At 57.9% G+C, this 26740-nt stretch carries 21 protein-coding genes; 3 read left to right on the forward strand and 18 right to left on the reverse strand.

The window, feature by feature from the left end; genetic code table 11:
- Positions 1–9 precede the first annotated feature (9 nt).
- From ROO76_03190 to ROO76_03275, 18 genes are all read right to left on the reverse strand, one after another.
- Entirely contained in the window at positions 10–1704 is a 1695-nt protein-coding gene (locus ROO76_03190; protein MDT8067151.1) for an FAD-dependent oxidoreductase, read from the reverse strand.
- 99 nt (positions 1705–1803) lie between these two features.
- A complete protein-coding gene (locus ROO76_03195; GenBank protein ID MDT8067152.1) occupies positions 1804–4212 on the reverse strand; it encodes a PEP/pyruvate-binding domain-containing protein in 2409 nt (802 codons plus the stop codon).
- 248 nt (positions 4213–4460) lie between these two features.
- Positions 4461–5060, reverse strand: coding sequence for a DUF4881 domain-containing protein (locus tag ROO76_03200; GenBank protein ID MDT8067153.1), 600 nt, complete (start codon positions 5058–5060; stop codon positions 4461–4463).
- Between the two features lie 16 nt (positions 5061–5076).
- A complete protein-coding gene (locus ROO76_03205; GenBank protein MDT8067154.1) occupies positions 5077–6150 on the reverse strand; it encodes a sulfite exporter TauE/SafE family protein in 1074 nt (357 codons plus the stop codon).
- Positions 6151–6178: 28 nt separating this feature from the next.
- Positions 6179–6469 carry a hypothetical protein gene (locus ROO76_03210; protein ID MDT8067155.1) on the reverse strand — a complete coding sequence of 97 codons (291 nt, stop codon included), beginning with the start codon at positions 6467–6469 and terminating at the stop codon, positions 6179–6181.
- Between the two features lie 37 nt (positions 6470–6506).
- Positions 6507–7322 (reverse strand): cytidylate kinase family protein, encoded by an 816-nt coding sequence (locus ROO76_03215; GenBank protein ID MDT8067156.1) that lies wholly within the window; start codon positions 7320–7322, stop codon positions 6507–6509.
- 67 nt (positions 7323–7389) lie between these two features.
- Complete coding sequence (locus tag ROO76_03220; GenBank protein MDT8067157.1) at positions 7390–8292, reverse strand: TIGR02186 family protein; 903 nt, start codon at positions 8290–8292, stop codon at positions 7390–7392.
- A 1-nt stretch (position 8293) separates the two neighbouring features.
- On the reverse strand, positions 8294–9316 hold the full coding sequence (locus tag ROO76_03225) for a sulfite exporter TauE/SafE family protein (GenBank protein MDT8067158.1): 1023 nt from the start codon (positions 9314–9316) through the stop codon (positions 8294–8296).
- Positions 9307–10326 (reverse strand): sulfite exporter TauE/SafE family protein, encoded by a 1020-nt coding sequence (locus ROO76_03230; protein ID MDT8067159.1) that lies wholly within the window; start codon positions 10324–10326, stop codon positions 9307–9309. Before ROO76_03230 ends, ROO76_03225 begins: the two co-directional genes overlap by 10 nt.
- Positions 10323–11330 (reverse strand): sulfite exporter TauE/SafE family protein, encoded by a 1008-nt coding sequence (locus tag ROO76_03235; protein MDT8067160.1) that lies wholly within the window; start codon positions 11328–11330, stop codon positions 10323–10325. The genes ROO76_03230 and ROO76_03235 overlap by 4 nt, the downstream gene beginning before the upstream one ends.
- Before the next feature lie 193 nt (positions 11331–11523).
- On the reverse strand, positions 11524–12786 hold the full coding sequence (sat, locus tag ROO76_03240; protein MDT8067161.1) for a sulfate adenylyltransferase: 1263 nt from the start codon (positions 12784–12786) through the stop codon (positions 11524–11526).
- 76 nt (positions 12787–12862) lie between these two features.
- Positions 12863–14041 (reverse strand): 4Fe-4S dicluster domain-containing protein, encoded by a 1179-nt coding sequence (locus ROO76_03245; protein ID MDT8067162.1) that lies wholly within the window; start codon positions 14039–14041, stop codon positions 12863–12865.
- A 1-nt stretch (position 14042) separates the two neighbouring features.
- Positions 14043–16295 carry a hydrogenase iron-sulfur subunit gene (locus tag ROO76_03250; protein ID MDT8067163.1) on the reverse strand — a complete coding sequence of 751 codons (2253 nt, stop codon included), beginning with the start codon at positions 16293–16295 and terminating at the stop codon, positions 14043–14045.
- Entirely contained in the window at positions 16288–17556 is a 1269-nt protein-coding gene (locus tag ROO76_03255) for an FAD-dependent oxidoreductase (GenBank protein ID MDT8067164.1), read from the reverse strand. The genes ROO76_03250 and ROO76_03255 overlap by 8 nt, the downstream gene beginning before the upstream one ends.
- A 1-nt stretch (position 17557) precedes the next feature.
- Positions 17558–18382 carry a YkgJ family cysteine cluster protein gene (locus tag ROO76_03260; protein ID MDT8067165.1) on the reverse strand — a complete coding sequence of 275 codons (825 nt, stop codon included), beginning with the start codon at positions 18380–18382 and terminating at the stop codon, positions 17558–17560.
- Between the two features lie 428 nt (positions 18383–18810).
- Positions 18811–20733, reverse strand: coding sequence for an adenylyl-sulfate reductase subunit alpha (gene aprA / locus ROO76_03265; GenBank protein ID MDT8067166.1), 1923 nt, complete (start codon positions 20731–20733; stop codon positions 18811–18813).
- Entirely contained in the window at positions 20726–21178 is a 453-nt protein-coding gene (aprB, locus tag ROO76_03270) for an adenylyl-sulfate reductase subunit beta (GenBank protein MDT8067167.1), read from the reverse strand. The genes aprA and aprB overlap by 8 nt, the downstream gene beginning before the upstream one ends.
- A 722-nt stretch (positions 21179–21900) precedes the next feature.
- The gene (locus tag ROO76_03275; GenBank protein ID MDT8067168.1) at positions 21901–22542 is read right to left on the reverse strand and encodes a bifunctional precorrin-2 dehydrogenase/sirohydrochlorin ferrochelatase; all 642 of its coding nucleotides are present in this window, start codon (positions 22540–22542) and stop codon (positions 21901–21903) included.
- A 206-nt stretch (positions 22543–22748) separates the two neighbouring features.
- On the opposite strand from ROO76_03275, the gene dsrA reads away from it, so the two are divergent.
- From dsrA to ROO76_03290, 3 genes are read left to right on the forward strand one after another with little or no spacing between them, the layout of a single operon-like run.
- A complete protein-coding gene (dsrA, locus tag ROO76_03280) occupies positions 22749–23948 on the forward strand; it encodes a dissimilatory-type sulfite reductase subunit alpha (GenBank protein MDT8067169.1) in 1200 nt (399 codons plus the stop codon).
- The gene (gene dsrB / locus ROO76_03285) at positions 23945–25030 is read left to right on the forward strand and encodes a dissimilatory-type sulfite reductase subunit beta (protein ID MDT8067170.1); all 1086 of its coding nucleotides are present in this window, start codon (positions 23945–23947) and stop codon (positions 25028–25030) included. The genes dsrA and dsrB overlap by 4 nt, the downstream gene beginning before the upstream one ends.
- Positions 25031–25056: 26 nt before the next feature.
- On the forward strand, positions 25057–26721 hold the full coding sequence (locus ROO76_03290) for an NAD(P)-binding protein (GenBank protein ID MDT8067171.1): 1665 nt from the start codon (positions 25057–25059) through the stop codon (positions 26719–26721).
- Positions 26722–26740: the final 19 nt, after the last annotated feature.

Below are 26740 nucleotides of genomic sequence, written 5' to 3' on the forward strand. Positions count from 1 at the left end.
GTTTTATTCCTACCGCGTAACCTCCGAGCGTGACTGCGCGGTCGCAGCCCATTCTGTGAGGTCCTCAGGCAGGTGATTGTAAGTCCGCAGCCCGCCTGATAATAGTTTCGCATTGAACCCATGCTGCAGCAGAATGCGCACGGCGTAATATGCGATCTGGCCTGCGCCGCAGCAGACCAGGATTTCGCGTTCGCGCGGCAGTTCGTGTAACCGTTGACGCAACTGCTCGACCGGGATGTTGCGTGCGCCATCCAATCGCCCGGCGGCAAACTCGAATGGCTGCCTCACGTCGATCACAAATGAATCCCGGCTTCGCACAAAGTCTTCCCATTCGGCGCAAGGCACGTCGCCTCGCATGACATTGGCTGCAATCATTCCCGCTAAGTTGACCGGATCCTTTGCCGACTTGTACTGCGGGTACCGAGAAGCCCGGCAAAGTTCCGCATCCTCCAAATCGAAAACCTTAGCACCCATATGGATGGCCATTGCTATCACATCAATAGTTCGCTCGTCGCCGTTCTCACCGATTTCCTGCGCGCCCAGGACCTTGCCATCGACAACGGAGAAGATCAGCTTTATGTGCATGGGACTGGCCCCCGGCTTGTAAGAGGGATGATTGTCGGGATGCAAATAAATACTTTTGAAGTCGGTGATGCCGGAGGATCGGAGCGCACTCTCCGTTGCTCCCGTGGTGGCCAACGTAAGACCGAATGCCTTGCAGACGCCGGTGCGTTGCAGACCTCGGAATCGTGTCGGACGTCCGCAAATGGCATCCGCGGCAATACGTCCCTGGCGGTTCGCAAGAGCGGCCGACGCTACCACGCGCGACTCAGTGTCAGGCCATTCAGAGGATTCTGCGATGTCGCCAACGGCCCATATGCATGGATCGCTGGTGCGCATCTGAGAATCGACAATGACTCCTCCCCAAGGTCCGAGTTCGAGTCCAGCCTTGGCAGCGAGTACCGTTTCTGGCCGCAAGCGGGTCGAGACCACCGCCATATCTGTGGCGAAGTGTTTAGTACAACTCGTGCGCACGAGAAGCGCTCCATCCTGAGAAAGGCCAAATGCGATCACGTCCTCCTTCAAGTGCACGTCAACGTGACATTCGAGCAGGCGCACCCTGACAAACTCGGCCATCTCGGGATCGAGGCACGGCAGCACTTGCCCCTGTCTTTCTAGGATTGTGACCTTCAGCCCACGACGCACGAGTTCCTGCGCGGTTTCGAGTCCTATTAACCCTGCGCCGACTATAACCGCCGACTTTGGCCGATGGACATCAATCCATTGCTGGATTGACCGGTCGTCGGGAACTGACCGCTGAACAAAAACGCCCGGCAAATCAATACCCGGGAGCGCCGGAGGCCGCGGCGATGCAAACGGCGCCAGCACGAGAGCCGTGTAGTGATCGTGATAGGTTTCGCCGTTCGTGAGCTGCTTTACGGTCACTTCCTTATTCAGCCGGTCGATGGCTTCAACCTTGTGCCCGGCCCGAACTTCGATATTGAAACGTGAACTCAGCAGCTTGAGCGAAGCAGGGATCTTGGCCTTCTCTTCATCGGCTGAGGCGCAGGATTCGGTGCTCGCAACGTATTCGGTCCGTTTGAACAAGACAATCTCAGCGTGCTCATCTAATCGTCGTGCCCGAACTGCGCAGGCTAACCCTCCTGCAACCCCACCGACGATCAAAATGCGGTTCCTCGACATATGGGCTCCTAAACTTCAGAGGGTTTACGGCAGCTGCGACGCGATAGGAAAGTACGCTGAAGTACTGGCTCCGAGATGCCAAAAGACCGGTTCATCGCTCTACCTGTGATCCTCTGTTTTGCCGGCCGTTGTACTCTGGCTGGCATCTTGTTTCGTTGCGGCGAAGGTGTAATTGCCTTGCAGAAACTGCTCTACAAACCATCGCATAACGGCATCACTGGTCATATACATGTCAAGTTGACTGGCGGAAGCCATGAGGCGCCCGAGAATATCGAGGTTGGCCTCAGTTTCTTCCGCCGGCGCTTTCTTGAACCAGGCATTAACGAGATCGGCACGGCGATCGACGACGAAGCCATAGTGCGCGAGACAAGCCTCTATGAAACATGCGCGAAGATTGCGCCGATAGTGCACTGCGCCGCCCCCAGCGAAGCGGAATGAAATATAGTTATGACTCGGTACGTCGCTCAGGCAGGCATCGACCAGGCTGAAGTGATAGGCAAGCCGGGAGTTCAGGTTCATGTACTCGTCGGCCACGAGCAGATAGCTCATGTCTCCAAGCGCGCGGGTTGGACCGTGAACTGCCGTGAGGGCATTGGAAATCACAGACGCCAGATCACCAAAGCTAGCGGGTATCTCGCGTCTCCAACTGACGTCTGGCCGGCTCATTCCTCGCCAAAGAGCCTGAAAAGGTCTGGAAACAATTTCTTCCGGCCTGACTTCCTCAGTTGAACCATTCGTACTGGCCAATCCCCCACCTAAATCGAGGACGTGGAGATTGACCGGCACTGGGGTGAGGAGCCTCCGGGAAGTGCGCCGGGATCCGCTTTCCAGTTCGATGTCACCTACCTCAAACATGATTCCGATGGCTTTCTCGTGGCAGAAGCGGAGCACATCGTGGGCCGACTTGCAGCCGGATGGTCGAAAATCGGCGGCTGCGGGATCAAGCAAATGAAGTGTAAGCAGGCGCTCGCTGATCGGATCTACTGGATTTTTCCACCGACGGTCACTGCCACTTACCTCGATCGTGCGGGACGGCCACAGGTTTCCGGCATAAACCCTCGGCTGAACAGCATCGAGGCTGACGGGATCGCCCGCATGTATTTTTTCGAAGACGCCGTTCAGTTGAAAAATGGCGGGAATCTTGGCTTCCCGTAATAAAGCGGCGGCGTGCCCTGTCACGTTTCCCGACTCTGCGACAAGGCCGGCAATACGGGGGAACACTTCCACGATTTCAGGCGAAGCTCTGCGTACAAAAAGTATTGCTCCCTCCGGGGTGGTTTGCAGAAGTCTGGGTTCAGAAACCAAATATGCTGTTCCCGACACTCTCCCGGGGTACACAGTACGGCCACCGGCCAGCAATGGTTCCTGTTTGATCCGCGATTTCGCCTTGATGGAAGCGGCTGTCGCAAGAGCTAACGTCCGTGACTGCACGATCCAGAGCTTGCCTGCGTCATCCAGAACCCATTCCACATCCTGCGGCGTTTTGAAATGTTCCTCCAACTGCACGGCCCATGCAGCGAGAGTCTCAACTTCGGTGGGGGTCAGGCTTGGCGCAGTGACCTGCGTTGAGGGAAGTGGGCGACGAGCGTGCCCACCTGTTTCCAGAAGTACAATTTCCTCCTCCTTGGCGGCGACGCTCTGCTCGACAATGTGGTGCGGTCGCCGGCGAGTAACCACAAACAGGTCGGCCGGCACCCGGCCGCTGGCAATATCCAGTCCCAGTCCGTGAGTGGCCGTGATCCACAGAACGTTGCTCTTCGGGTCTGCCGGATCGCGACTATACAAGATGCCCGACGCGCGTGCGCGAAGAGTATTCAGAAAAAGGACAGGGAGCGCCGTCTCGATTTCCGACAGTCCGGCTGAGAGGCGATAGAACAGGGCGCGCTCGCTGAAGCGTCCGGCGACAACACGCTTGTAGGCATCGATCAACTGATGAGGTGGAACGTTGAGCAAGCTCACGAACTGGCCTGCAAAAGTGCGCTCTCCTCCTTCACCCACCGCACTGGAGCGGACCGCCAATCCAGCCGATCCCTGGAGTGCGCGAGCTCGCTCGATGATTGCTACCTCGATCGCCCGCGGAACGGGCAACTCCATCACCATCGCAGTGAGTTGAGCGGAGATTCTTTGCAAGGCGGCGAGATCGTTGAGATCCAGATTGTGAGTGGCGTCGCGAATCTTCTCCCACAGCGGCGTTCCGCAGAATTGCCGGTAAGCTTCGGCGGTAAGCACAAAGCCGTCGGGCACGGGCAGATGAAGCTTGTTACGAATTTCGCCCAGGGCTGCTGCCTTGCCGCCCGCTTCGGCGATGTCGGTTCCCTGGACCTCATCCATGCGGTGGGAAAAATCCGGGGGGATCAATTCCTCGCGCGCTGCCACATAGCGTTCCACTTCGTTTCGTTGGACCTGAAGAGACTGATGGAGTTGTGAAAACGACAGTCCGCTCAGGCATTCGAGCGCGGAGACCGTACCGTCCGCTTTCTGGAAGACCGCTGCGGTTTTTTGGCCCATTATCTCCCGACGCGGTGAGACAAAGCGGAGGTCTTCCTGTATCCCCGCCATCAGTTCCAGACATTCATTATTGAAAGAGAGTAGTTCACGGAAACACACATAACGGCGTCGGATCCGATCTTCAGTAGCGCCGGCAGGTTCAGCTGGCTTCTTTTTTGACCACCATGACATCGGATTGACACCTCAGTACAAAACAACGGAACGACCGTTGCGTCATAAGTGGCGGCCGTAACTCCACCCGAACGGTTTCAATGTCCTCCGCCGCCGCTCTTAGCCAAGTCGGTCTTGGTCACATTCATGAGACGAATGGCCTGGCCGGGCTGCTTGTAGTAATAGCGCACCTCATCGCCAGCCTTCCAGGTTTCGTCAGGGAGCGCGACGTCCGCATCCGTCAATGCAAGCGTAACCAGCATCCGCTCCGACGGGGAGTATAGAGTCAGGGTCTTGTTTTGGCGATCAATTGCGGGCAGTTGCCTCTTAGCAACGCGATCATCGTCGCTGGTAACTCCTTTGCTCTCGGCAATCGGCGAGTAGCGAAGACTCCTAAGGGTTTGCTCATGATAAAAAACGATCTCCCGCTTTTTGGCATTGAGGAGGAGTAGTTTCCCGGGATCGGGAGCGGGCCCCATTTCGCTTGCTATACCTGGAATCCGTACTTCGCGCACGGGCAAAGCATACCTGGGTTCTCCGGGGCGAGGATTGTCGGCTTCGAGGACTATTGTCATGACGCCCCTGGACTTGTCGTACTCGACCACGCGGCCCTGGCTGACTCGTCCCAGTTTGCAGCCGGAAAGCAACACAAGGCCCAAGGTTGCGGCGAGAGTAACAGACCATGATTTGTTAAACATGTTCACCTCGTCAGAATCAGGCGTGAACAAGGTCAGCCTTGCTCTCCTTGCGCAGAGCGCGTTCCTCGCGTACGCCGCGGATGAACTTCATAAGAATGAACAGCGACAACGCAGAAACGAGTCCTATGATGAGAACGGTCGCGGAGATGTCCAGAATCCCTTTTAGGCTGGGCACTGCTGAGGCAAGGATCTTGAACAGGATCGACACGCCGCAGCCGATAACCGCGATCCCGAAAAATACGCGGATGCCATATCCCTTGACGTACTTGGTGGCTATCGAACCGATCTGCGCGCCGATAGATGAGCCCACGAGCATGATGAGGGCTGCCAGAAGTTCAGTCCGACCCTTGTAGCTGTAGGACGCGGCACCATACAGGCCGGAGATAACAATCTCAAACAGGTCGGTTCCGACCGCGATATGTGTTGGACAGCCAATCAGGTAGATCAGCGCAGGCATGCGGATCAATCCGCCGCCTATGCCCAGTACTCCGGCGAGCCAACCCGTGAAAAAGCTTACAAGGATAGGCAGCCAGATGGAGCAGCGGATACCTGCCCGTTTGAAGTGCACTACGGGAGGAATTTTTATCTTGTGGAGCGTCTTGTGCCACTCTATGCCCGTGGCGAGCGCATCCAACTGCCGCCCGGAGGCCAGCGCTTCGCGTTCCTTCTTTCGACGCTTGGAAACATCCGTGAACACCAGCCAGGCGATCAGGGTAAGTAACACAAGGTAGCCAACGCGAACATAAAGATCAATTTTGCCGATCCTCTCCAGCCACATGATCATCTGGGCGCCAGTCTCAAAACCGCCGACGGTGCCAATCACCATGATCAGACCGAGACGATAATCCACGTTGCCGAACTTACCGTGACGCAATGTGGAAACGAGTGATGGACCGGACATCTGGGCAACATCCGTGCCAATAGCGAAGGCCATGGGGAATCCGAGGATATTCAGGCCCGGTGTGACCATCCACCCGCCGCCCATGCCAAAGAACCCACCGATCATCCCGACGCCGAAACCGAGGACTACAAGACCCGGCCAAAATATCTCCGTTCCCGAAATTGGCATGAATATGTGGAGCCAATCCATTTGTTTAGACCTCCGTTCCACGCACCGCTCAGTGTTCCGACAGTTCTCGAGACTTCAGGTTGATGCCGAGGCGTACCATTACAATGCTGGTCAATCTGCCGAATATCAGAGCGGTCACGGGGATAACAACGATCGTGATCGCGGCAAACCAGAAATGGCTATCGTTGTAGAGATTGGCCCACCAAGCCTGCCAGCCGGTGAACTTACGGCTGTCGGCTACGATCACCGGGGAGTCGCCGGGACGTGGCGCGGCAAACAGCCACAAAGGCAGGAGCACCAAACTGAGTGTGGTCATTACTCGAGCGAATTGTCTGGCCATACACAACCTCTCTTTCCAGCCTTCAGGCGCACGGAGGTCAGGAGCGCATCGGCACCATGAGTTCATGAGTATCGAGACCGCTGACTCCCGGCACTGCGCTTGCGACGCGGCGCACCGCATCAAGTTGTTCGATCGTGTTGAGTTTGCCGCGGATCGATACGACACCCAACTCGCTTGAGGTCTCGACCTCCACGTCCCCGGTCGCCCGGTCGAGCGCGAGTTCGGCGCGCACGCGGCTCGCCAAGGCGAAATCGTCCATACACTGCTTGCACCGGGAGGTGAACTCGAAACAGCGCTCCAACATTACAGTGCTGATCAAATTGCAGGCATTTTCGATCGTCAGGTGTTCGAGATTGATCACCACGTCGTAAAGAGATGAATCTTCCCAGTTGACTCCATAGAGAAGCTGAGTCCACTTGCGGCGGTCTTCATCCATCCGGTGGATGTAGGCGATAGCCTCGTCGCGCCCGTATTTCAGGCGATCGCGAACCATTTCAATTCTCTGTTCGATGGGTGCGATGACACGTGTGCGAAGGATATGTGGTCCGCCTTGCAGGAGAAGGTGTCCGGCCAATCCGTGATAGATCGCCTTGCCGTCCTTGACCTCCTCCGTCAGCGCTGCCTGGATCAGTGCCAGGTAGACATAGCGGCGATGACTGAAGCGCTCGAAGAATCCCGGAGGCCGTTCCAGCGCTTCCCGGATCTCTTGTTGAGTCACGCCTCTTCCGGACGCGGCCGCACGCTCCACGATGACGTCACGGTCGATGCAGCGATAGCCGAGTTTCTTGGAGAGGCACTCGGCGAGCGTCTTGCCGCCGCTGAAGGAACCCCGGGATATCGTGATGATCGCCATTGCATACTCCTTTATCTGAGATTCTGGAAATCCTCCACACACTCACCTGCACGACTGCAGTTGCGCTTCAATGGTGCACGACCCGTTCGCCCGGGGCCTCGACTTCTTTCTCCGCAGGAACGCCCACTGGCGGTGGAAGTTCCGGCGGACGGGGCCTTGTCGGTCGCCGCAATCTTGAAACAACCGCATCGATTCCGAACCCCGCGCACATTGCAGACAATACAGCGAGCAAGCCATACCACCACGGATGCTTGTGGGCAAGCGTTACCATGAACTCTGGAAAGCCAACCTCCACCAGGTTCAGCGTCGTGGCGGCGCGACCCACAACGGCGCGGTCCCGGCATGCGTACACCTCGACCTCATAAGCACCGGGCGAAGCCGTCCTCGGCCAGTGAAACGACAACGTGTAGTGCCCCGCAGGACCTTCGTTTGCGATATCTACCCGGTTTGCGACGCGACGGTAGGTTCCGTCACTTTTCTTCAGGTCGAGATAACTCTTTTCGATCAAATCCCGGTATAGCGGGTCCGGATCGCCCTTTCCTGTCCGGATATGCATCCTCTTCTTGACCGACAATTCGTCTAGTTCGTAGTCATCAATGGTCGCGCGGTCGAGAAAGGTATGCATGTCCGCGCTGCTGAACCTTAGGAACAGTGACGGAGTTCCGGTCACGTGGACCTTATCCACCGTCACCCAGATCGGACCTACGCGGCCTTTCTTGTTGAACAGTTCGTCCTTCGCGGGACCTCGAACGATGACGATGATCTGCGACCCCCTCGGCACCGTTCCCTCGATGCGCACCGGCGCGCCATTGTAGAACGTCCCCATCTCGATCTTTTCGGGGGAAAGCCGCAAGGTGGTCGCCGGCATCGCCATGGCCGCGTCAGCCGGTGCCGGGACCTTCTCGGTCTGAGAGAAAGCTTGTCCCCCGAAGCAAAGGGCAGCGAATAACAATACGATTACCGGTACCATGCTAATGACCTCGTGATGCCCATACCTGGGCTACCGCAGTGCGATGGTCACGCTGGACTTCGGCGTGCCCGCCTGAAGGCGAAAGCGGGTTGGCAGGCGGCAGCACGATGCCCACTGCCATTCGTATTCCGACCGCAAGCGCCAAAACTCCGAGCACAATGAGCAGTTGCTCGCCCCTCAGCCGCTTGCTCACTCGTGCACCGATCTGCGCCCCGATTGTCGATCCGGCGGCGATCAGGATCGCCAAAACGACATCGACCGTGTGATTGGTGGCCGCCTGCATGAGAGTCACTCCGATACACGTGAACATGATCTGGAACAGATCGGTACCAACCGCCACGTGAGCCGGCATGCGAAGGATGTACACCATCATCGGCACCATGATGAAACCGCCACCGACGCCCATTACGGCGGTCATGATGCCGACAAGACCACAGAGACAAAAAGGCACCAGGAGCGAATGCCTGACGCCCGAACGTTCAAAGCTGATTTGGAATGGAAGTCGCTCCAGCATAGAGACCCTGTGGGTTGGCCTGCTGCTGTGCTTTGGCTCCATTACGCCGCGCCGTAGCTTCTTGATACTGTCGCGCAAGGTGAAGCTTCCAACCCCACCCAGCACGACGATATACATGATGGTGATCAGAAAATCGGCGCCACCCGATGCTCGCAGGATCTTAATCACTTGCACGCCCAGCGCCGATCCAAATACCCCCCCGACAAGGCATACAGTTCCCATCCGCAGGTCTACATTCTTCAGGCGAAAATGGGCCGCGACACCGGAGGCCGAGGTCGCGACGATAGCATTCGTATCGGAAGCCGCAGCCACCGTGAGCGGAACCCCGATCATCGCCAGGATCGGGGTCATGAGAAAGCCGCCTCCGACTCCGAGTAAGCCCGACAAGAAACCGATCACGGCCCCAGCCGTTATCAATAACGCGAAATTGATGGATAACCCCGCAATTGGAAGGAGGATCGGAACTGCCGCAACTGCCACCACGGCCACCAACAGGAATTTCACCGGCACAGACACCTCCCCACTGGACATGCGCTGGCAACGATCACATGTGGCCGCTGCAGGGATGCAGCTGGTCCCGCAGGACGCTTCAAAACGTTGGGCGGCGCCAGCACAAGGGCCAGCAACATCTTCATCATCATCGCAAGCGCCAGGACTGCCATGAGTCCCATCAGTTGATCGCCGCGGAGGAAACGGCTCAGGCGTGCTCCGGCCTGCGCACCCAGCGTCGAACCCAGGGCCACGATCAACGCCAGTACAATATCGACCGTATGGTTCGCCCCCGCCTGCATCACTGTCGTGCCCGCACATGTGAACAGGATCTGAAACAGGCTCGTACCCACGGCAACGTGCGCTGGCATGCCCAGCAGGTACACCATCGCAGGCACCAGGATGAATCCACCACCGACGCCCATGATGGCGGTCATCAGGCCGACGATAACTGCCAGCGCAAGAGGCACCAGCACGGAATGGCGAACTCCAGAGCGTGGAAAATCCAACTGCCATGGCAGCTTCGAGAGAATCGGCGAAGTAGCTCGTCGTTCGTCTTTTGCCTGCATGGCTCCTCGGCGCCACTTACGTATGCTGTCGTGCAGAATCAGGCCGCCAACGATTCCGAGCATGGCGACATAGGCCAGATTGATGACGAGATTGGCGTTTCCCACTCTTTCAAGCGATTCCAGGATGCGCACACCGAACGCGGACCCGAGCAGACCGCCGATAAGAGCGACGACTCCGATGCGCAAATCGACATTCTTCAACCGGAAATGCGCGGCCACTCCGGACGAAGATGTCGCCACGATAGCATTCGTGTCGGAAGCCGCGGCCACTATCGGCGGAACACCGATCGTGATGAGAATTGGCGTCAGCAGAAAACCTCCACCCACGCCGAGCAGTCCAGAAAGGAGACCGATCAAAATCCCCGATCCGATCAGGAAACTGGAATTGATCGACAGGCCAGCGATGGGCAACAGGACTGCAGCGGAGAAAACGAGCATAGCCGCGACCACTACGGTCTTCATGGTCGCGACCTCCGGTGCGGTGTCGAAAACAACTGCGATGGTAGATTCGAATTCGTATCGGCGATCACGAATACCTCATGCTGAGCCGATGCGACTGAACCTGTCGGGTGCCTCAACAGGTGGTCGGGGGCCACTACGAGACCGATTACCATCTTGAACATCACCGCGAGCGCCAGGACACCAAGCAAGCCCATCAGTTGGTCGCCGCGCAGCAGGCGGCTCAACCGTACGCCTATTTGCGCGCCGATGGTCGAGCCCACTGCGAGCAGCAGTGCCAGCACAACATCCACAGTGTGATTAGTTCCCGCCTGCAGGTAGGTTGCTCCCAGGCAAGTGAACAGGATTTGAAAAAGACTTGTACCCACGGCAACGTGCGCCGGCATCCCCAGGAGGTAGACCATTAATGGGACCAGCATGAAGCCGCCACCCACTCCCATAACAGCGGTCAGAAGCCCGACTGCGACACACACGAACAGAGGCACAAGGACGGAATGACGAACCCGCGAATGGGGGAAATCAACCTGCAACGGCAGCCGCGATAACCAGTTCAGGCCGCGAGGTGTAATACTGGCCCGATAAATACTGCCGGAGCGCCATCTGCGAAGACTCGTACGGAGAATGAAGAAACCCACCGCTCCGAGCATAATGATGTAAGCGAGATCTATGACGAGGTTAGCGCTTCCTGCAGCCTCTAACCCTTCCATGATCCGCACTCCAAAGGCTGAACCCGCCAATCCGCCAAGCACGGCGATTGCACCCATGCGTAGATCAACGTTTTTCAAGCGAAAATGGGCGCCGACTCCAGAGGAGGATGTCGCGAGAATGGCGTTGGTGCCTGAAGCGGCGGCGACCACGGGCGGGACACCGATCGTGATCAGCATCGGGGTGAGCATGAAACCGCCCCCGACGCCTAACAGGCCGCACAAAACGCCAATGAGTCCGCCCCCGACGATCAACAGCACGATGCTGATGCTGATCCCGGCAACCGGTAAAAGCACGTGCATACGCACTCCATGCCCGTTTATGGGCTCTTCCGCTTTGCAGAAGACACGGAGTGAAGCTTTCCGGCAGGAAACGGGAGCGCGTTTCCGGTCGCAATTGGACTGCTACTTACCCGGCGTGGTCCCACGAGGAACTCGCGCCGTATGGAGGTTCGGCGGCGCGGGCTCTCTCGCGCGCCGCCGGCTTCCATGTCGGCTACTTCTTTACCCCGGTTGCAGCCGAGTGCAGCTTAACTTCGACTTTTTCTTCCAGCTTGTCGTAATACTCTTTCAGGATCGCAATTACTTCCGGCCGAGAGAATTCCGCCGGCACGGGTTTACCTTCGCTCATCAGTTTCCGCAGCAACGTACCCGAGAGCAGGAGGCGCGCACCACCCTTGTAATTGCCATTGTCGTCAATCACCGCCTTGCTCTCGTGAGGGCAAGTCTTCATCGACGCCATGCTTCCACACTCATAACAATAGAATGTCCAGTCCATGCAAAGGGGCTGCAGACGCAACGCTCCTGCCGGGACTTCATTGAAGATCTTCTGTGCATCGAACGGCCCGTAGTAGTCGCCAACCCCGGCATGATCGCGCCCCACAATCAGGTGCGAGCATCCGTAGTTCTGGCGGAAGACGGCATGCAGCAGAGCCTCGCGAGGTCCGGCGTAACGCATCTCCATTGGATATCCGCCCTGGATAACTCGCTCCTTGCGGAAGTACTTGTTAACGAGCGCGTCGATTGCCTTGACGCGCACGTCCGCCGGAATGTCGCCGGGCTTCAGCTTGCCCAGGAGCTGGTGAACGTACACGCCGTCGCACACCTCGATGGCGATCCATGCAAGGTATGCGTGGGAGTTGTGCATCGGGTTTCTCAACTGCAGGGCCGCCACCGTGCTCCAGCCGCGTGATTCAAATTCCTTGCGAGCTTCCGCGGGACGCTGGTAAATCCCCTTGAACTCATCCGGGAAGAATGACTCGGAGATGACCTTGACCGGTCCGGCCAGGTTCACATCCGGCTGTTCCATGACCTTCTGGACTCCGGGATGCGCCGGATCAACCGTGCGGAAAACTTCCTTGCACTCGTGTTGCTTGTCGTACTTGTATTTCTCGGTCACTTTCATCGTTCCCATCAGTTCATTGGTTTCGCTATCCCACAGCGCCACCTCTTCCCCTAGGGCGATGGAGTTCGCCAGATCTTCCTTGACGGATAAAGTGATCGGGATTGGCCAGAAAAGCCCTTTCCTGCTCGGCAAGCTGTAATCGTCGCAGCTCCCTTTCCAGTCGTCCTTGCCCATGAATCCGTCGAGTGGAGTGAAAGCGCCGATCGCCATCATCAGCAGGTCGCCGGTTTCCCGACTGGTCATCGGCACCTTCTTCATGCGGGCGGCCCGGCTGATCTCCTCGATTTGCTGGGCGCCTTCCAGTAACAGCGGTTTAAGTTCCGTACTGCCATGTGGAGGAACTAGTTTGCTCATGTATGATGCCTCCTCAAAATTAATCCCTTGGTCCAAACCCCTATTGAATGCCCGCGCCGCGAGCTGTCTGGCAGTTTCATCCATGCTCTGTTGCCGGAGTTGCAGCCCCAGTCTCCAATGCCTCCAACTTCGCGGATTCTGCCAGCACCCCGGCAACATAGATCCCCAGTGGCCGGTACAACAGGTGGGCCCACTTCCCGAATGGCACTTCGACCACCAGCATCGGCACGGCGATCATCATGTGCACGGCGTAGGTCGTGTACGTCGCGATCGGCAGATTCATCAACCGAAACACATTAACGGCAATTCCTGTAACAGCCGTCAGCAGCAGCAGCACAGGGAACAGCCAGTCAGAAAGGTGGCTGAAGCGATGCATCTCCGATGACTTGCGCATCCGGTCAACGATCATCCATATCGTTACAACCACCAGCACAGCCGTGGCGTAGTAGCCGAGAATGCTCGTCCACTGGAAACTCGCGTCTTTCACCTGGAACCATGGCAGGAACACCACCACCATGGTGAACATGCTGCCGTACCCGGTTACGAGCAAGAGATGTCGTATCCAATTCTTGAGCGCTTCCGGGTCGTTGCACTGTTTCCATCGCGATTGCGCCACAGCCTGTATCACGAACTGCGGAAGCTGCGTCAGATAAATGCGGAAGCGGATGCGCCTGCCCGCGGTGAGACGCAGGAACATCCGCAGCGCATTGCTCATCAGGAGAAGGCTGAGAATTAATGCCAGCACCGTGTCGCCCAAGTGCACCATCTTGACCGGAGCGAACTTCTCCAGCATTACGGTGGACATCGCCTCGGGTCCGGAACGGTGCAGCAGTCCGAAGCCAAAGCTCTGCGGGACGGTAAACAACGTTCCAACAAGTACCGCAACCAGGAGGAGAATCCCGATCTCCCAGTACGCCGAGCGATACATCAGCCGCGACAAACCGGTCCAGTCATACGCGGTAGTGAGATACCGGCGCAAGGCCATCATCATCTCGCCGGGATCCGCCTTGCGAGGACAGAGCTTGGAACATTCGCCGCAGTAGAAACAGAGCCACGGTCCGGGATCCGCCAGAAGTTCGTCCCTCAATCCCCACTGAGCCAGCAGCACCTGCTTGCGTGGAAACTGGTGCTCCGACGTCGCCAGACTGCAAGCGGAAACACAGGTAGCGCACTGGTAACACTTCTTGAACTCTCCGCCGCATTCCAACGCGTCTTCGATAAACTTCCGGTCCGGCCGAATCGTTACCGTAGCCACACTAGAACCCCTTGTAAGGATTGGGACCGAGGTCCCGTACCTTTGCGACAAATTGGTTGATCGTGTCCGGCAGCGTGAGATAGTCGTCTGCCGACACTTGCACCAACTGGATGCGCTCGGATTCCAACTGCAAGCGCTGCAGAGTTTCCTTGACGTTTTCCAGGCGGCGATTCGCCAGTTCGCTCCCACGCACGAAGTGGCATTGGTAATCGTCGCCGAACTTGCATCCCAGCAGCAGGATGCCGTCCACACCACGGGAGAGGGCGTCGGCAATCCACACGATGTTCATCGACCCTAGGCAGCGCAGCGGAATGATCCGCACACTGGCGTCGTATTGCAGGCGTTCCATGCCGACCTGGTCGAGCACCGGGCAGGCATCGTTCTCGCAGGCGAAGATGACGATGCGCGGCTTCTCTTCATCTTCTTCCGGAACTTCGATCGCCTTCACCATGCTTGCGATCATTTCCACCGAGTAGTTCTTGAAAGATACGATCCGCTCCGGACAGGCCCCCATGCAGATGCCGCACCGCCGGCAGCGATAAGCATTGAACTTCGGCGTGCCCTTCTCGTCCTCGTCGAGAGACCCAAATGGACATTCCTCGGTGCAGCGTTTGCACTGCGTACAGCGCTGCAGAGAGAAGACGGGATACGAAAGATCGCCGGCGCGGGGATGCAACGCCTGCCCTTGCGAGGCCATGTGCACACTTTGGATTGCCTTCATTACAGCGCCCGCAGCGTCTTCCTCGGCGCGCACCATGTCCATCGGCGCGCGTACGGCACCCGCCGTGAATATCCCCGTCCGCCGAGTCTCGTATGGGAAGCAGATAAAGTGGGAGCTCGGGAACCCACCGTTACGTACTGGCAGATCCGGCCCTTGACGGTAGGTCAACCGAAGGATCTCCGTGCCCTCGTGTCGTTTCAGTTGCTCTACTGTTAACTCCGCTTCCCGGCGTTGGGTTTCGGACTCATTGCGGGCGACTTTTTGCTGCGCATCGTGCAACGCGCGGATGGCTTCGCCGTCGGCGGAGTTGGGAACCATGCCTGTTGCCAGAACCACCATGTCCACAGGGATGCTGATCGATTTCCCAAGCGGCGAATCGGTTACCGTGACGGAGAGCTTTCCGTCGCCACCGCGTGCCACCCCCTTCACTTCTCCCTTGGTGAAAAAATTGAGCGGGTGGTTCTGGACCTTCTGGTAGTACTCTTCGTACCGTCCCGGAGTGGTGACATCCTTGTAGATGACAAAAACATTCGCGGTGGGATTCTGTTCGCGGATGTACTCCACCTGTTTCAGCGTCGTCATGCAGCAAGTGGAAGAGCAGTAAGCGAGATGTTGCGCGTCACGCGATCCGGCGCACTGCACGAACAAGATGCTCTCTACCGGCTTCCCGTCCGAGACCCGCTTGATCGGCCCCGCTGCACCGAGGCTCTCCAGTTCGACGCTGGTTACGACATCCGCAACTCCATATCCGAGTGCACCAAGCTTCTTTGCGTCGTATGGCTTCCATCCGGTTGCCATCACGATCGCGCCTACCCGGTGCACCGCGCTGGAGGCGCCATTCTGAAGTGTCACATCGAATGCCCCGGGCTGCCCCTCAGTGCGTACGATTGTCGTCGAGCAGAACACCTTTACGCGGGGGTGCGACATAACCGCCGCAATGCGCTCCGGTAGCGGACTTGGCACGGCCTCTGTGAAGGGCGCGTGCATGGGATAGGTCTTCTTTATGCCGGCGAGCGCTCCGCCCAGGCATCGCTGCTTCTCGACAAGCAGTACGTCACACCCGGCGTTGGCAGCGTCGAGCGCCGCAGTGATTCCGGTAATTCCACCACCGACCACGAGGAGTGTGTGGGAGACCGGGTCCGCCAGCGGTTCCAGCGGTTCCATGTGCCGCACTTTGCTGACGCCCATCCGCAGAGAATCTTCCGCTAATGCCTGGGTCTCTTCGTCTTTCGGCACATGGCACCAGGCAACCTGCTCACGGAGGTTTACCCGGTCGCTGACTACAGCACCGTTGAAGTTGAACTGCTGAGTCTTCGCGCGCGACGAACAACCCGCAATGACGACAGCGTCGATACCGGCACCTTCGATATCCTGCCGGATCTGTGCGGTGCCTTCGTCGCCGCAAAGGAATTCATGCGTCCGGCACAACTCTGCCTTGCACTCTTTCATCGCGACGCTCTTGAGGCTTTCAACATCAAGCGCTTCGCCGATCGAACAACCGGTGCAGACATAGACTCCGACACGCTTATTCATTTCTGGCCCCTGCCACAACCTGCAATGCCTTCAGTGCGGCCCCAGTTGCATCCCGCACCGTTGCCGACACCTCCGCTGGTCGCTTGACGCAGCCTGCGGCATAAATCCCGCTGCTGCCGGTAACGAACCCGAACTCGTCCACGCTCACGGCGGCAGGCAACCCGGTACTCTGCGGCACCATGCCTGTCGCCAGTACCACCAGGTCGAAGCGACACGTGATCTTCTCGCCCCCTAGCACATCGTCTGCAGTAACCAGCAGGTCGCGCGTGGTCGGGTCTTCTTCAATCTTGCCAACCTTCCCCTTGATCAGTTCGATCCCGCCCATCGCCTTGACGGCCGCGCCGAACTCCTCCAGTTGCCCGGGCGTGCGCAAGTCTATATAGAAGATCGTTACCTGGGCTTCGGGATACTGTGTGCGAATGTAGTTGGCGTGTTTCAGCGAGGCGCTACAACACACTGCCGAACAATAGGGGAGATGGTTCTCGTCGCGTGAGCCGGCGCATTGCACGAATGCTACCGAACGCGGCTCTTTTGCGTCCGAAGGCCGCAGCACTTTGCCTTGCGTGGGACCGCTCGGTACGGCCAGCCGCTCAAGCACAACATTGGTGACGACGTTCTTGAACTTCCCGTACCCGAGATTGGTAATTTTCGTGGCGTCGTATGGGGTCCAGCCCGCCGCCACTACAACCGCCGCAACCTGTAACGTCAGCTGTTTCGGACCCTGCTGCAACTCAATTGCTCGGTAGCGGCAGGCGTCGGCGCACTCGTGACAATCTTCAGGACACGCGCTTCGTTCAATCGCATACTGGCCGGGAAAAGCAGTTCCCCGGATGAGGTGGATGGCTTTTGTCTTTGACAGTCCGTAGTTGAACTCATCAGTGACTTCCACCGGGCACGCCTGCGTGCACTCGTCGCACATTGTGCAGGCTTCGGTGACATAGCGGGGATTCAATTTCAGGACGACTTCGAATGCCCCGGGCGCGCCGGCGATGCTCTCCACCTCGGCCAGCGTATGCACCTTCACATGGGGGTTCTTCTTCAGCCGCTGGAAGTTGATTTCCAGGCCGCAAGCCGGCGGACACATCTTGGGGAAATAGTGGTTGAGCCGCGCCACGCGTCCCCCAAGCCACGCCGACTTCTCCGCCAACACGACCTCGCATCCCGCCTCGGCCAGTTCAATCGCCGTTGTGATGCCGGCGATGCCGCCGCCGATCACCAGAATGGGCTTCCCTTTCCCGTTCGTTGGTCCAGTGTTCTGCATGTCACTTAATGGCTGCGGCGCTTTCTGCGGGCTGTGTCTCCACCCGCTGTGTCGCGATCTTCTTGAGCTTCATCCGTTTTGCGTGGAGGATGGAAAAAGCGATCCAGTCGAAGGCGAACTCCAGCAACTCTTCGTCGTCGGTGCGAATTGCTTCTATACGGGTCTCATCCACTTCAAAGAAGTCAAGGAACTTGGTTTGGAAGATGAAGCGGCGGAAGCGATCGACGTCATATGCGGCCATGTAGAACATGGCCAGTTTGTCCGGCGTCAGCGCCTCGCGGTTCTCCCATCCGCCGTGTCCCATCAGTCGCCGGAATGACTCGTCCAGGGCTTCCGCAGCGTCCACTTGCTGCTCTGCCATCCAGTCGCGCACCGAGAGTTCCCGCTCGGCTGCGTGTCCTTCGCAAATCTCCTCGCGAACGACGAAAAAGAATCGTTGCGAAACCTGGGCACTATCTTTCGGTTCCGCCATCCCCAGCGGATACATGCGGCACGACCACGGGCGCTGTGAATAGACGGCGCATCCCCGCTCACCGACAAACGGACAATTCTGAGAATTCTCGTCCATCTTGAGGAAAACTACCGGCGTGCCTTTTTCCTTCGATTCCAGCACCAGCGTGTACTTTTCGAGGAAATCGGAGGAATCCATCTTCAAAGCGCGCTTCATCCGCAACACGTCATAGGGAGTCAGCAGGATGGAGACGTCATGACAGCATCGGGTAAAACACTTCAGGTCTTTGTCGCAACGGAAGCAGAAGTGGTCGTCTAGCCCGAGCCGTGGAGAGTTTTCTACTACCGCATTCGCCTTGAGGTCAGTTTCGATCATTCGTTGGGTCCCTTTCCGGTCGCAGATAGTTCTTCAGGGCGTCGACCGACCAGACGGGAAGAGGTCCGTTGTCACCCGTCTGTGGGTCGAGGCGATACCGATACGAAGCATTGACATTGAATTGCGACCGCATCCAAGCCCAGCCCCGGAGGAAATACGGACAGGAATCGTTGAAGCAAACGAGTTGATATTCGTCGCTCCAGCAGGCTAGCTGCGGGTTGTTCCACATCCGCAACCGCTCACCGCAGTGTGGACAATGGTTTCTCTCTTCCGGCAGACTCATAGCGATTCAGTTGGGGGAGTTACCCGCTCCAGCAACTCCCCCGCCAAGTCCCCGCCAGTCCGCAGCAGCTTGTGCCTGGGCTTGCGGGAAATCGTGAAAAGTTGGGGGGAGTTACCCGCTCCAGCAACTCCCCCGCCTTATCCCGCTAGTCCGCAGCTTTTGCCTGGGCTTGCGGGAAGACGTGGAAAATGGGCCGTTTGAACAGCTCCCAGTTCCCGGTTTTTGGATCGCACCGGCAGTTCGCGAAGACATGCCAGTTCTTCTCGTCCAGCTTCGGCGTATCCGCCCGGAAGTAATACCCGGGCCAACGCGTCTCTTCACGGAACAGCATGGTGCGGACATGGGCTTCCGCCTGCCACATACGGTGCACGTTCTCCCAGCACCGCATCAGTTCGTGAAGGTTCTTGGCGCCAAGTTTCAACGAGTCTTCCTTCAGGAAGGCCAGCAATTCCAGCGCCCGTTCCAGTTGTTTCTTGTTGGTGGTGAACTGTGAGGTTACTCCGCCCGCGTATTCGTCCATGATCTTCTGCAAACGGAACATGAACATGCGTGGCCGGATGTAGTTCGGGTTCACCTCGTCGTCGGTGGTCAGCTTCTCGTTGCCTTCGAATGTCTCAAGAGGCTTGAGAATCTCCGCAATCAACGCGTCCAGCGCTGCCTGATCGACTTTGGGCTTGGTATTGTTTTCGACGATGAATTTCACGGCCGATTTGGCAGCGATGCGTCCTTCAGCGTGCGAGCCGGACGAGAACTTGTGGCTCGATGCCCCGGATGCGTCGCCGGCGCAGAACAGCCCTTTCACCGTCGACATGTTCGAATAACCCCAGAAGTACGCGTTCCGTGTCTCAGAGGTCTGAAGATCTTCCGGGCCACTGACCCACGCTCCCGAAGCTCCCGAGTGCGATCCGATGAAATACGGCTCGGCAGCGGCGATCTCCGAAGCCTTCTGTTCCGGCTGGACGTTAGTCGCAGCCCAAAGGATTGCCTGCGAGATCGTCATGTCGAGGAAGTCTTCCCAGGCTTCCGACTCCAGTTCCTTCATCTTCTTCTTGTAGGCTTTGGGGTCGTCCTTGTACTGATCGGCGATCTTCTGCATGGCCTCTTCGGTCCGCATAAAGATCGGGCCTTTGCCTTCCATGACATCGAGCATGCCCAGGTAGTTGCGCAGGTTGGCGGGAATGGGCTTCACCCGCCCGTACGGTCCCCACTTCTCCAGTTCGGGTCTGCGTTCCACCATGTATTCGCCGCCCATGGCGTTCGTGGCGCGCGACTTGAACAGCAGGAACCAGGCTCCGACCGGACCGTAAGCGTCCTTGAAGCGCACTGGGATGAAGCGAACTTCCTGGCAGGTCATCTCCGCGCCTGCCTTCAGCGTGAAGTACGCCGAAGAGCCGGAGTTCCACGGTGGATACCAGGCTCGACCGAAGCCTTCGCCCGAGCTCCGTGGCTTGAATACGTGAACGGCGCCACCCATCGCGGTCAATGTGGCCTTCGCCTTGAAGACGAAAACCTTGTTTTCGCGGACTGAAAAACCGATGGCGCCGGCGCAACGCTCGCCATCCATCAGCGGACCTACGATGAAGACACGCTCGTAGATCTCGCCAACGCCGCCCTGCAGCAGGGCGTTCTTCGCCGCTTCTGCGACTACCACCTTGTAGGACTCGCCGTTGATCATGAGCTGCCACCGGCCCTCATGAACGTACTTGCCGTTCTCGTCCTTCCAGATCGGCAGGCCCCACTTCTCGAAGAGGTGGACCGTCGAATCTACGTGGCGCGCGATATCAGCCACGAGATCCTCGCGCGTTACTCCCATCAGGTCATTGCGAACGTAGTCAACATAGTCCTTCACGGTGTTGGCTCCGTCGCGCAGCCCGACGTACTGGTTTATGGCGGAAAGGCCCATGGCTACCGCGCCAGAACGATCTACCGCGGCCTTGTCCACCAGTGTGACTTTCAACCCATGCTGCTTCGCCCAGTAGGCGGCTTCGACGGCAGCGCCGCACGCCGCCATGCCTCCGCCGAGGATGAGCAGATCGGTTTCGACAACAACGGTTTCGAATTTAGCCACGGGCGCCTCCATTCAACGTGAAGACTTCGGGCAGTCCCAGTGATTCTGGTTCGGTGGACAATGCAGGACCATTCAGGTCGCCTTTGTCCTTGTATCCACCGCTGGGTACGGCCGAGCCTTCCGGCGTTGTCCGAATCGGGAACTTAAACCGCTTCACGTCGCCGTTGCGGAACTTCACCGTCCACATAATGGAGTCGGTGGACCGCAGCGGAGTGGCGGAAGCTCCCAGTGGCACAAAGTCCTGGTAACCGCGCACTTCGACGGCCTGGGTGGGGCAAATCTTTACGCAGTTGTAGCATTCCCAGCACATCGAAACGTCCCGGTTGTAGGCCTTCATCTTTTCTTTATCCAGGACCATCAGGTCGTTGGGGCAAATGTATTGGCAAGCAGTCTTGTCCAATGCCTTGCACCCGTCGCATTTGTCGGGATTAACGTAGCTAGGCAATAGAGCACCTCCGGGTCGCAGTTAGAGGAACGACCCCGTTATCGGTGACAGCCAATCGATTTTTTAGTGGGAGAGAAACGTGCAGAACAAATGGGATAGGGGCCAATGGCCCGCACAACCGGCAATAAAAAGAGGAAATAGATCTGAATTTATAAGATTAATGAGACCCGAATTTCCGGTTGCGCCCGCTGAGCTGCACGCGTCAGAGAGACGGCGGAGGTGGTCGTTGCAGGTCGTAAGCTTCCAGTATCTCCGCTCGGGCAGCTTCGGCCTTGCGGAGCGTTGCCCGGATCCATCCACGCTGGGGAAGCCACCGGTCCCGCACCGATGCGTGAGGGAGCCTTACCCTGAAGATCGACATCGAGTTTTGGTTCGGGGTCATGCTTACTCCCCCTTCACCGCGATCTACAGATTTGCCTCGTGTCGAATCATCGTCCTCTTAGTTCTTTCATTGCGGTGACTTGCGTCACGTTTCTCTGTGGTAATTAATCGAGATTCGTCCGAATGCGCTCAGGCCATCCAAACTCCACCGCACCGAGATGTTTCCGGCCTTCCCGCGCGATTTAGTCGGAAAAAGCAGCGATGCATGTGCTCGCTTCGTTATCTAACGAACTTCGCCACGTGACGTAGATCACAGGAATTTTAAGAAGGAACGTTGGTGGTGATGGAACCTTTTGCTCGAGGAGGAGCGATTGGAACCGGAGGTCAGTCCGTGCAAAACCTCACCGTCGCCCAGGTCGGGGGTTCCGTCCCATGAATTCCGCGAACGCTTCGCGATCAACGATGCTTTCCAGCAGTTTTGCGCGGCGCGCAGCCGACAGTCTTTGCGAGAGAATCTTTCGGCGCTGCTCGCCAACTTCCTCCAGCCAGGCGCCGTACTCCGGGCCAAACTGCTGTTCCAATTCTGCTCGCAGCCGTTTTGCCAGGGCCGGACTGCGGCCATCCGTCGATATCGCGATCTGCAGTGCTCCGCGCCTGACCACGGCCGAGTAGAAGAAATCGCAGTGCTCAGGATCATCGACCGCATTACAAAGCACGCCCATCCGTTGGCAGTGGCGTGAAATCTCGCGATTCTTCGCTACTGAATCGGTAGCTGCCACCACGAGGAGAGCCCCGCGCAAATCTGTCGGCTGAAAGGAACCCTTTCTCCATGTGACACTTCCCGCGGCCGCTAGTTTTTTAATCACGGGGCGAACACGAGGTGCAACCACCAAAACGCGGGCGCCAGAATGAAGCAGACCCATGGCCTTGCTTTCGCCGATCGCTCCTCCGCCGACGATCACACATGTTTTTCCTCTCAGCTTAAGAAAAATCGGAAATAGAGAAGTCTGATCCTGGATCTTCCCTGTCTTCCCGTTGCGCACCGCCCTGGCCTCCCGACCCGCGATTTATCTGCTCAGAAGCATACGCCTTCACGTGAGAGATCAAACCGTTTCCTCATGTTGTCACATCTGAAGCGTGACTCGGGTCACATCAATTCATCCGCGCTTCGGAGTACGGTGACGCTTGTGCGACCGCTCCCGCACGAGGCAATTCATCATACATTCGGTTTAGGCGAAGGGAGCGGACTATGGCCGACGCCGGCAATGGTAAGCCGAAGACGAAACTCCTGGACGAATTAGAAAAAGGTCCCTGGCCCAGTTTCGTCACGGAAATCAAATCAGCTTCTCAATCCAGCGAAAGCGCCCAGGATCTCCTCGGGCAGCTTGAACTTTCCTACGAGGAAAAGAAGGGTCACTGGAAACACGGCGGTATGGTCGGCGTCCTCGGATATGGCGGCGGCGTTATCGGCCGTTACAGCGATGTCCCCGAAAAATTTCCAAAGGTCGCGCACTTCCATACCATTCGTGTGAACCAGCCCGCTGGTTGGTTTTACACCAGCGATGCCCTGCGTAAGATCTGCGATATCTGGGAGCGCCATGGATCGGGGCTCACCAATATGCACGGATCCACCGGCGACATCATTCTGCTGGGGACCACAACCGATCAGCTCGAGCCGACTTTTCAGGAGCTGGCCCAAAACGGTTTCGATCTCGGCGGATCCGGGTCTGCGGTGCGCACTCCCAGTTGCTGCGTGGGCATGGCGCGATGCGAATGGTCGTGTTTCGACACGATGAAGCTTTGCTATGACGTAACGCAGAACTATCAGGACGAACTCCATCGCCCGGCGTTCGCGTACAAGTTCAAGTTCAAATTCTCCGGCTGTCCCAACGATTGTGTGGCATCGATCGCCCGCGCCGATCTTTCGATCATCGGCACATGGAAGGACGATATCCAGGTGGATGACGCGGAGGTGGCGAACTATGCCGCCGCCGGTCTCGACATCCAGAAGGATGTCTGCGATCTCTGCCCCAGCAAGACCATGGGTTGGGACGGCAAGAAGCTCTCGATCAACAACCGCGAGTGCGTCCACTGCATGCACTGTATTAATGCGATGCCGAAAGCGCTACGGCCCGGTAAGGAGCGCGGAGCGGTCATCCTGCTCGGCTCAAAAGCACCCATCATCCAGGGTGCTCTCCTTTCCTCGGTGCTGATTCCGTTCGTGCCCGCAGAAGAACTCTTCGACACGATTAAAGAACTCGTTCGCCGCATTTGGGACTTCTGGGACGAATACGGCAAGAACCGCGAGCGCATCGGCGAGTTGATTCAGCGGGTCGGCATGCCGGCGTTCCTTGATGGCATTGGCCTTGACCCGGTGCCAGAGATGGTCTCGGCGCCTCGTGACAACCCATACATATTCTTCCAGACAGAGAAAGGGGACGAGAAATGAGCACTGCACCGAAACAGCCCCGCATCACCGATATTGGGCCGCCGCACTACGAGAAGTTTCTGCCCCCGATCATCAAGAAGAACTACGGTACTTGGAAGTATCACGAGATTCTCTCTCCCGGCGTGCTGGTACACGTCGGCGAAAGCGGTGACCGCCTCTATTCCGTGCGCGTCGGCACTCCAAGGCTTATCTCGGTTCAAACGCTCCGGAAGTTTGCCGAGTTGGCCGACAAGTACTCCGGTGGACACCTGCGCTTCACGAGCCGAAACAATGTCGAATTCCTGCTCGAGAAGAAGGAGAACATCGAACCTCTTCGCAAAGAGATCGAGGCGATGGGATACCTGATCGGCGGGACCGGCAACTCCATCAGCAACATTGTTCACACACAGGGTTGGGTACACTGCCACTCGTCAGCGACCGATGCATCGGGCATAGTGAAGTGCGTCATGGACGCGCTGCACGAGCACTTCACGCACCAGAAACTGCCTGCGAAGTTGCGCATCGCCCTGGCCTGCTGCCTCAACATGTGCGGCGCAGTGCACTGCTCCGACATCTCGATCCTTGGCATCCATCGTATGCCGCCCAAAGTGCAGCACGATTTGTTGCCCAAGGTTTGCGAGGTGCCAACCCTGATCGCCTCCTGCCCGACGGGCGCCATTCGCCCTGCTACCTATGAGGGAAAACCGTCGGTCGAAGTCGTGAAAGAGCAGTGCATGTTCTGCGGCAACTGCTACACCGTTTGCCCCGCCATGCCGCTCAGCGATCCCGACAATGATGGCCTTTCAATCTGGGTGGGCGGCAAGGTCAGCAACGCCCGGTCGGCTCCGAAATTCTCGAAGCTCGCCGTTCCGTTCCTTCCGAATAATCCTCCGCGTTGGCCGGAAGTCGTCGAGGCGGTGGTCAAGATTGTCGATGTGTACGCGGAGAACGCGCGCCCGTACGAACGAGTGGGAGAGTGGATCGAGCGCATCGGCTGGCCGCGCTTCTTCCAACTCACCGGGTTCCCGTTCACTCGTCATCACATTGACGATTTCAAACATGCAGGGCTGACGTTTGCACGTTCCGCGCATGTGAAGTACTGACCGTCGGTTGGAAAGAGGTTCGGCCCATGGCTCTGTTCAAAGAAGTCAAGAAGCCGGTAATCAAGGGGGCGGCTGCGGGCAGTGGTGATATCAGCCCGCTGCGCCCCCAATACATAGCCAAAACGCCGCCATGCTCGTCTCACTGTCCCAATGGCACCGAGATCCGCGAGTTGCTGATCACCATCGCGCAGGCGGCAGCATACGGTCGTACAAACGAGCAGGCGTTCGAAGTCGCATGGACGCGCCTGGTGGAACGCAATCCGTTCCCCGGCGTGTGCGGGCGTGTGTGTCCTCATCCCTGTGAGGATGGATGCAATCGCAAGAACAAGGACGGCGCAGCTTCCATCAATGCGGTGGAACGCTTCCTCGGCGACTTCGCAATCTCTAAGGGCCTGAAACTCTCCAGGCTCCGGTCCGAGCAGCACGCCGAAAAAATCGCGGTGATCGGTTCCGGTCCCGCTGGCTTGTCCTGCGCCTATCAACTTGCTCGTCGCGGTTATCACGTCACGGTTTTCGAGGCTTTCTCAAAACCCGGCGGAATGTTGCGCTACGGCATCCCACGGTACCGCCTGCCGCGCGAGGTTCTCGATGCCGAAATCGGGAGAATCCTCGAAGTCGGTGTCGAACTGAAGTGCAACACCGTCGTTGGCAAGGATATTGCTCTCGAGCAATTGCGCAACGAGTACAAGGTGGTATTCGTCGGCATCGGCGCGCAGAAGGGCATGAAGCTCAAGGTGCCCGGGGAGGACGCAATCAACGTCTTCACTGGAACCGACTTTCTCAACATCGTGAACAGCGGCGGTACGCCCGAGGTAGGCAAGAAGGTCATCGTCATTGGCGGCGGCGACACCGCGATTGACGCAGCCCGCGTCTCACGCCGTCTGGGTGCGGAGGAAGTCACGATCCTCTATCGGCGCACACGGACCGAAATGCCTGCCGTTCATTCCGAGATAGAAGGTGCTTTGGAAGAAGGAGTCAAGATCGAGTTCCTCGCTGCGCCAGTTGAGATCCTCACCCACAATGGCATCGTCAGCGGCATGCGCTGCATTCGAATGGAGCTTGGCGCGCCCGACTCCTCAGGCCGTCCACGCCCGGTGCCCGTTGCGGGCAGCGAGTACGAACTTGAGGCCACTACGATCATCCCGGCAATCAGCCAGGAGCCTGACTTCCAGGGCTTGGACTCTCTCCACACAGGCAAGGACTGGCTCAAGGCGGACCCAAACGGTGCCATGCAAGTGCCCGGTGTTTTTGCCGGTGGTGACGACGTCGAATTAGGCTTGGTGACGATAGCTATCGCCCAGGGCCGATTCGCCGCAGAGGCAATCGAAGCCTACATCAGCGGCAAAGCTCTCGATAAGCCCCAGCAGCCGCCCGTGATCACCTCTGACAAGGTCAAGCTCGAGTTCTATCCGCCGCTGCCACGCCATGACCGACAGCACGTTGCGGTTGCCGAGCGCTTACCGGATACGGAAATCGAACTTGGTCTCACCGAGGCCGAAGTCCTTGAAGAAGCCAAGCGCTGCATGTCCTGCGGGATGTGCATGGATTGTGAAACCTGCTGGATGTACTGCACCAACAACTGTTTCGTGAAACTGCCGAAAGGCGAGCACTACAAGGTGAAGATGGAGCTCTGCAACGGTTGCAAGAAGTGCGCCGATGCATGCCCCTGCGGTTATATCGAAATGCACTAATAAACGAAATACACGAGGT

Source organism: Terriglobia bacterium (assembly GCA_032252755.1).
GTDB lineage: Bacteria > Acidobacteriota > Terriglobia > Terriglobales > Acidobacteriaceae > JAVUPY01.

What these genes read in the sequence shown, in the direction of transcription:
- ROO76_03260 (MDT8067165.1), bottom strand. Translation starts at nt 18,382, where the DNA reads ATGATCGAAACTGACCTCAAGGCGAATGCGGTAGTAGAAAACTCTCCA.
- ROO76_03250 (MDT8067163.1), bottom strand. Translation starts at nt 16,295, where the DNA reads ATGAATAAGCGTGTCGGAGTCTATGTCTGCACCGGTTGTTCGATCGGC.
- dsrB (MDT8067170.1), top strand. Translation starts at nt 23,945, where the DNA reads ATGAGCACTGCACCGAAACAGCCCCGCATCACCGATATTGGGCCGCCG.
- ROO76_03255 (MDT8067164.1), bottom strand. Translation starts at nt 17,556, where the DNA reads ATGCAGAACACTGGACCAACGAACGGGAAAGGGAAGCCCATTCTGGTG.
- ROO76_03200 (MDT8067153.1), bottom strand. Translation starts at nt 5,060, where the DNA reads ATGTTTAACAAATCATGGTCTGTTACTCTCGCCGCAACCTTGGGCCTT.
- ROO76_03215 (MDT8067156.1), bottom strand. Translation starts at nt 7,322, where the DNA reads ATGGCGATCATCACGATATCCCGGGGTTCCTTCAGCGGCGGCAAGACG.
- ROO76_03205 (MDT8067154.1), bottom strand. Translation starts at nt 6,150, where the DNA reads ATGGATTGGCTCCACATATTCATGCCAATTTCGGGAACGGAGATATTT.
- dsrA (MDT8067169.1), top strand. Translation starts at nt 22,749, where the DNA reads ATGGCCGACGCCGGCAATGGTAAGCCGAAGACGAAACTCCTGGACGAA.
- ROO76_03235 (MDT8067160.1), bottom strand. Translation starts at nt 11,330, where the DNA reads ATGCACGTGCTTTTACCGGTTGCCGGGATCAGCATCAGCATCGTGCTG.
- ROO76_03210 (MDT8067155.1), bottom strand. Translation starts at nt 6,469, where the DNA reads ATGGCCAGACAATTCGCTCGAGTAATGACCACACTCAGTTTGGTGCTC.
- ROO76_03220 (MDT8067157.1), bottom strand. Translation starts at nt 8,292, where the DNA reads ATGGTACCGGTAATCGTATTGTTATTCGCTGCCCTTTGCTTCGGGGGA.
- ROO76_03190 (MDT8067151.1), bottom strand. Translation starts at nt 1,704, where the DNA reads ATGTCGAGGAACCGCATTTTGATCGTCGGTGGGGTTGCAGGAGGGTTA.
- ROO76_03290 (MDT8067171.1), top strand. Translation starts at nt 25,057, where the DNA reads ATGGCTCTGTTCAAAGAAGTCAAGAAGCCGGTAATCAAGGGGGCGGCT.
- ROO76_03230 (MDT8067159.1), bottom strand. Translation starts at nt 10,326, where the DNA reads ATGAAGACCGTAGTGGTCGCGGCTATGCTCGTTTTCTCCGCTGCAGTC.
- sat (MDT8067161.1), bottom strand. Translation starts at nt 12,786, where the DNA reads ATGAGCAAACTAGTTCCTCCACATGGCAGTACGGAACTTAAACCGCTG.
- ROO76_03195 (MDT8067152.1), bottom strand. Translation starts at nt 4,212, where the DNA reads ATGGGCCAAAAAACCGCAGCGGTCTTCCAGAAAGCGGACGGTACGGTC.